Source organism: Neptuniibacter sp. 2_MG-2023 (assembly GCF_030547495.1).
Classification (GTDB): Bacteria; Pseudomonadota; Gammaproteobacteria; order Pseudomonadales; family Balneatricaceae; genus Neptuniibacter.
This window is the reverse complement of record NZ_JAUOQC010000013.1, coordinates 98,509-104,508: the sequence shown is the minus strand read 5'-3', so window position 1 is coordinate 104,508 and position 6,000 is coordinate 98,509. Positions and strand designations below refer to the sequence as shown.

7 protein-coding genes are annotated in these 6,000 nt (G+C 41.2%); 1 reads left to right on the top strand and 6 read right to left on the bottom strand.

All coding sequences use genetic code 11. The annotated features are described in order from the left end of the window. Positions 1-334 precede the first annotated feature (334 nt). Complete coding sequence (gene pssA / locus Q4486_RS12885) at positions 335-1,090, bottom strand: CDP-diacylglycerol--serine O-phosphatidyltransferase (RefSeq protein ID WP_303417563.1); 756 nt, start codon at positions 1,088-1,090, stop codon at positions 335-337. 195 nt (positions 1,091-1,285) lie between these two features. Further along, positions 1,286-2,284 (bottom strand): patatin-like phospholipase family protein, encoded by a 999-nt coding sequence (locus Q4486_RS12880; protein ID WP_303417565.1) that lies wholly within the window; start codon positions 2,282-2,284, stop codon positions 1,286-1,288. A 158-nt stretch (positions 2,285-2,442) separates the two neighbouring features. On the opposite strand from Q4486_RS12880, the gene ilvY reads away from it, so the two are divergent. Continuing rightward, entirely contained in the window at positions 2,443-3,321 is an 879-nt protein-coding gene (gene ilvY, locus Q4486_RS12875; protein ID WP_303417567.1) for an HTH-type transcriptional activator IlvY, read from the top strand. A 10-nt stretch (positions 3,322-3,331) separates the two neighbouring features. Here ilvY and Q4486_RS12870 read toward each other — a convergent pair whose 3' ends face one another. From Q4486_RS12870 to Q4486_RS12855, 4 genes are all read right to left on the bottom strand, one after another. After that, on the bottom strand, positions 3,332-4,135 hold the full coding sequence (locus tag Q4486_RS12870; RefSeq protein WP_303519687.1) for a sterol desaturase family protein: 804 nt from the start codon (positions 4,133-4,135) through the stop codon (positions 3,332-3,334). Continuing rightward, positions 4,135-4,530 (bottom strand): thioesterase family protein, encoded by a 396-nt coding sequence (locus Q4486_RS12865; protein WP_303417571.1) that lies wholly within the window; start codon positions 4,528-4,530, stop codon positions 4,135-4,137. Before Q4486_RS12865 ends, Q4486_RS12870 begins: the two co-directional genes overlap by 1 nt. Positions 4,531-4,572: 42 nt before the next feature. After that, the gene (locus Q4486_RS12860; RefSeq protein ID WP_303519686.1) at positions 4,573-4,863 is read right to left on the bottom strand and encodes a hypothetical protein; all 291 of its coding nucleotides are present in this window, start codon (positions 4,861-4,863) and stop codon (positions 4,573-4,575) included. A gap of 412 nt (positions 4,864-5,275) precedes the next feature. Continuing rightward, a complete protein-coding gene (locus tag Q4486_RS12855; protein ID WP_067866632.1) occupies positions 5,276-5,947 on the bottom strand; it encodes a Bax inhibitor-1/YccA family protein in 672 nt (223 codons plus the stop codon). Positions 5,948-6,000 lie beyond the last annotated feature (53 nt).

Here is a 6,000-nt window from a genome sequence, read left to right as displayed (position 1 = left end):
CTTTACTTAGGTCAGTCAGCGCCGCTTGGCGGGCCTCCCTTAGCAAGGACGGCGAATTATAGACACTTCACAAACAACGTCAACAGGCAAAACTAAAAAACTGCAAAATAAAGGCAAAAAAGCGACATTAAGCGGAAATCGGGGCAAAATTGGTTATTTAGCGATCAAACCAAGCACTTCCCCTCCTTTTTAAGCAAAGACAAAAGCCTAGTAACACACATGTACGTTTTAGTACTCACTAAAACAAGGGGAGCCTCATCAAGATTATTATTTATAAAGGTAAAAGTGGCAAACGGATACAAAAACGGCCTTCATAATAGAAGGCCGCTTAAACTTACATACTAGATTTGTGTTTACTCTTTCGCCAAGCCCAGAGTAATGGCCCAGAGATCGCATACGCTAAAAAGAGTATCCACAGAAATATGGCAGGACTAATAGATATAACACCTACAGCAAGCACAATGCCTGCGAGGATAAGAAAGGGCACCTTCTCTTTTAGGTTTACATCTTTAAAGCTGTAATAAAGAACATTACTCACCATCAAAACACCTACGATAGCAACGTAGGCAGCGATAAGGTAAACATAAGGGCCACCATCTATATCGTATTCAGTCGCAGCCCAAACAAGCCCCGCTACGGCCGCTGCGGCGGCTGGACTAGGCAACCCGATAAAGTATCGTTTATCCGTAGAACCAATTTGGGTATTAAAACGCGCTAGCCTTAATGCCGCACCAGCCACATACACAAACGCAGCAAACCAACCCAACTTACCTATATCATCCAAGACCCAATTAAATACCACTAAAGATGGCGCAACCCCAAAGGAAACCATATCAGCCAATGAATCATATTCTGCACCAAATGCACTGGAGGTATTGGTCATACGAGCAACTCGCCCATCCAAACCATCAAGTACCATAGCAACAAAGATAGCAACAGCAGCATTTTCAAAATGCCCATTCATACTGGCAACTACGGCATAAAACCCCGAAAAAAGCGCACCCGTTGTAAAGAGATTTGGTAATAGGTAAATGCCTCGGCTACGCGGCTTAACTGATTCCGGCTTATCTTTATTCTGAAAGTCTGTCATTGCTCTTTAAATCACCTAATTAAGCATGCAAAAACACATTCTACTGCGCTAGAGGTTAGGAAGCCATGTTATCAAATAAATCTATTTTTCAGTTGTTACTGATCAACAAAAAAACCTTCTACAAATTACTCTACTCTCAAACCTGCTAGCACGTTCACGCTAACCGCTCACAACCAACCTCTATAAAAACTTTTATTACAGAAATAGAGGTTCTAGATCACAGCTCGGTTTATTACCGACCTTTTCCCAGTTTTCTACAATCCATCGATCTGCAGTTAAACGCCCTTTTTCTTTTAATTCCTGTAAAAATGTCTGCCGAGTATCATATTTACTCGCTTGCTCTAAAGATGAAAAAACCTCTCCTGACTCAATTAGATGAAAGCGTAGATTTCTAAAACGACGCTCCAATTTATTAAGACTAAAATAGCAGCTTTTTGCTTGCTCCATTGTGTAACTGATCGCACGCATCTCTCGTAAAAAAGTGCTCTGAAAGCCAAGCTCTGTCACTCTTTGATTAATTGCTTGCGACGTAGTGGGCAACTCTCCGCCCTGAAGGGGCTGTAACAAAACCAGCAATATGTCATCTTCTTTACAATCAAATATCAATGGATATACCGCAGGGTTACCTGAGAAGCCTCCGTCCCAATAGTAGTTCCCATCAATTTCGATTGCTTTATGTAATGTTGGCAAACACGCCGATGCTAAAGCATGCTCTACCGTCAACTCATTTTCTCGAAACAACTTAATCTTCCCGCTACTGACGTCCGTAGCAGCAATAAATAGCTTAACTGGCGATGCTTCTTTCAATTTTTCAAAATCAACAAGATCCTCTAGTAAGTATCGCAAAGGATTAATATCTAGCGGATTAAGATCGTATGGGGAAATATAACGCAGTAGATCCATCACCCAACCCGTCATAGACGTCACTTGGGTATCGTGTAGTTGAGAACCTAAAAGCTCTCCTGGAGAATTTAACGAAACTTGTGTCCAAAACTGATCTAATAAGGCTTTTGCACCCTCGGCTTTACCTTGCTGCCAACCATGGGCAAGCAATATGGCATTCATAGCCCCTGCACTCGTACCGGTTACAGCCTTGGGTTTAAAATCCTCCTCTAACAAGCGGTCAAGAACCCCCCAAGCAAAGGCACCATGCGCTCCGCCACCCTGTAAGGCCAGATTTAATATCTTTGTCATAACGAGCCTCCGGTTTTATTGTGCACTGCACAATAATAGCATAAATAATAAACACTACCGAAAGCAAATAAGCTTAAAAAGCTAAGATCACTAGTTTCAAATCCCACTAAATAGCATAAACTAATGGCAAACATCTCAATATTTGCAACAAAGTACATATGGATATAAAACAGCTACGACAATTTATTCACTTAGCAGATAGCCTACATTTTGGCCGCGCGAGCGAAGCATCTCATATTAGCCCCTCCGCCTTGAGTAGAAGCATAAAACAACTCGAAGACGAAGTCGGTGTATCCCTTTTTGATCGGGATAATAGAAGTGTAGCCTTAACAGCAGAAGGAAATATATTTCTTAGCTATGCTCGGGAGTCCCTAACCCAGTGGAACACACTAAAAACTCAGTTAATGGAACGCACAGGAGAATTACAGGGCCAAATCAGCATGTACTGCTCCGTTACCGCTAGCTATAGCTTTTTATTTGCCATCCTCAGCGAATTTAGAAGCAACTACCCTAAAATTGAAATAAAGCTACACACCGGCGATCCTGAACATGCCATCAATCAAGTTCTTTCAGGTAATGAAGATTTTGCTATCACAGCCAAACCTGACTCTCTGCCGACCGGTCTAGCATTTAAACCTATTGCGCTATCCCCCTTATTATTTATTGCCCCGAAACAAGGGATTGAAGGCAAACCTAGATCAATTAACAAGCTCGATGAAACAGTACCTATGATACTGTCTGAGGAAGGCATTGCCCGAAAACGCATAGATCGCTGGCTAAAAGAACAAACAATAAAACCACTTATTTATGCCCAAGTTGCGGGTAATGAAGCGATTGTCAGCATGGTAAGCCTCGGCTTTGGTGTTGGGGTTGTTCCGCAAATAGTGCTAGACAATAGCCCTCTAGCTAATACTGTAGATATTCTAGACATCTGCCCAAAGCTGAAAGCTTACGAAGTAGGGATCATCACTTTAGAGAAAAAGCTCAAAAACCCTTTAGTTAGCGCATTCTGGGCACAACTAAAATCTAGCCTCTAAAAGAGGCTCACTAACGGCGAAACGGAAGCGTAATCATTCCTTTAAGTGAGCATACCAAGCTAGGCTCTTTAAGTTCAGATAAACCTATATCCATACCTAAATGACCTTTTTTGGGTTGCACCGTGTAAGTTGAAAACAGGCGATCCCAGCAAGAAAGAGAGAACCCATAATTACTATCCGTTTCTTGTTGAATCTGCGAGTGATGCACTCGATGCATATCCGGCGTTACAAAAAACATCCTTACAAACTTATCCACAGTACGATGAAGTTGAATATTACTATGATTGAACATGGCCGATGCATTCAAAAGGATTTCAAAAACAAGTACCGCAACAGCAGGTGCTCCCAACAAAACAATAGCCGCCATTTTGACTAACATTGACAACAAAATCTCTATTGGATGGAACCTCGCACCGGTAGTGACATCATAGTCAAGATCAGCATGGTGCACTTTATGTAAAGCCCATAACATCGGTATTTTATGAAATAAAACATGCTGCCAGTAGATCAGCATATCTAAAGTCACAACCGCTATAAACGTACTTACAAATAGCGGTAGCCCCAGCAAATTCAGTAACCCGTATCCCTTTTGCTCAACTAAAAGAGCAACCCCAACGGCGGCAACTGGAAACAACAACCTAAGTATCAAACTATTCAGAAAAACCAATGCAAGATTATTGCTCCACCTATACCATCGAGTAAAATTAAGTGGACGACAAGGCCTAGCTTTCTCCCACAGAGCCATAATTAAAAACACCCCAAAAAAGGCGCCTAGACGCAGATACAGCTCATTAGTTAACAACCAGCTTTCCATCACTCAGCCTGCTCGATTAAAGCTTCTATTTCTGGCAATACACAAGGCCTACCACGTTGATTTAACGCAACGCCGATAACAAGGGCCTCAAGCGCGATGGTTCCATCCGAACAAATAACCTGCTGACGAAACCCAAACTTTACTTTACTAATGCGCTCCACATTCACACGCACCTCAAAACAATCACCACTGGTCAGCGAGCGTTTGTAATCCATTTCAGAACGAACAACAACCAAGTGTATTTTTTGGGCCGTTAACGCTGCAAAGTTAATCCCTTTAGCAAGTAAAAATTCATGTCGAGCATGTTCTAAATAATTAAAATAAACACCGTTATTTACAATACCTTGCAGATCACATTCATAATCTCGAACTTTAAACGCTAAGCAAAATGACATGAATTTTCCTTTTATACTTTTTCACAAAAAACAACCAAGATACTAAACAATACGCAGAACCCATACAGCACAAGCCACATTCTTACATTGAACAACCAAGAACTTAGGATTACTACAGAGTTTTAAATAAGGTAATACAACGATAGTTAACGCGCTATTCTTAGACACTATAAGCACCAACAAGTTGCCATTTACTTCCAATACTACAAAAAAAATTGTCGTTGAAATTAAATGATGGCTACCACAAAGAGAGCAACCATTGGTGTTCCCCACAAAAAGTAGATAGTTATCTAAGCTACCTATTCGGTCAGGTTCACTATGAGATAACGCCACCTTACTCAACCTTTCAATATTGCTTTCGCTCCCGTTGACGCAAAGCTACAGGCAGCGATCATGCAAGTAATATCATTATTCCGCCAGAGCAATTTAATGAACTCAATGTAAATCTAACAGCCCATATAGCAATACTAGGTTTTGACTTCATCTATCGGCTGGGAAAAACACTTATCCATGAATTGTCTACGTTACATAAACAAGAGCAAAAAATCAGTTGAAGTAGCAGATCTCTATACCTTAACTTTCCCAAAACAGGCATCAGGCGTTAGGCATTAGTTATTTAGATATCAGTAACATTCAGCGACCTATATAAGTCGTGACTGACCGGTTGGCAGGCCCTAAAAGAAAAAAGGCGGTTCCTTGGAAGACCGCCTATAAAATCCCTAACAGGGTTTATCACATAGCTAATTTACTCATCACCACCTAAAAAGCCTAAAAGGTGTAATAAACTGGTGAACAAATTGTATATCGATAGATATAAAGAAACAGTCGCCATAATGTAGTTTGTCTCACCGCCATGAAGGATATTACTTGTTTCATAGAGAATAAAACCGGACATTAACAACACAAACATGGCCGAAACTGCTAAAGATAAAGCAGGCATCTGGAAAAAGAAGGCCGCTAAGCTCGCGACGACACCCAAAATCATCCCGACCATCAAGAAACCACCCATGAAGCTAAAATTCTTCTTAGTGGTTAATACATATGCAGATAATGCTAAAAAGATAATTCCTGTCATCCCCATAGCATTCATAACTATAGCGCCGCCGCCAGGCATAGAAAGATAGTGCCCAACGATAGGCCCTAAGGTATATCCCATGAAACCAGTCAGCGCAAAAACGGAGGGAAGCCCCCAAATACTATTGCTTAATTTAGCGGTTAAGAAAAACAACCCTAAAAAGCCTACTAAAGAGATGATGATGCCGGGGTGGGGAAGTTGCAGCAATAAAGAACCACCCGCCATAATCGCACTAAATAGCAGCGTAAGGGACAACAATGCATATGTATTGCGCAGTACCTTATTCGTCTCAATCGCAGATGATTGCGAATAAGTCGCGGAAGAACTCATAGATGTTTTCATAACACCCCTCCTAAAAAAAATTAACCAAAAGCCTATAAAGACTTTCCGGCACC

What these genes read in the sequence shown, in the direction of transcription:
- pssA (WP_303417563.1), bottom strand. Translation starts at nt 1,090, where the DNA reads ATGACAGACTTTCAGAATAAAGATAAGCCGGAATCAGTTAAGCCGCGT.
- Q4486_RS12880 (WP_303417565.1), bottom strand. Translation starts at nt 2,284, where the DNA reads ATGACAAAGATATTAAATCTGGCCTTACAGGGTGGCGGAGCGCATGGT.
- ilvY (WP_303417567.1), top strand. Translation starts at nt 2,443, where the DNA reads ATGGATATAAAACAGCTACGACAATTTATTCACTTAGCAGATAGCCTA.
- Q4486_RS12870 (WP_303519687.1), bottom strand. Translation starts at nt 4,135, where the DNA reads ATGGAAAGCTGGTTGTTAACTAATGAGCTGTATCTGCGTCTAGGCGCC.
- Q4486_RS12865 (WP_303417571.1), bottom strand. Translation starts at nt 4,530, where the DNA reads ATGTCATTTTGCTTAGCGTTTAAAGTTCGAGATTATGAATGTGATCTG.
- Q4486_RS12855 (WP_067866632.1), bottom strand. Translation starts at nt 5,947, where the DNA reads ATGAAAACATCTATGAGTTCTTCCGCGACTTATTCGCAATCATCTGCG.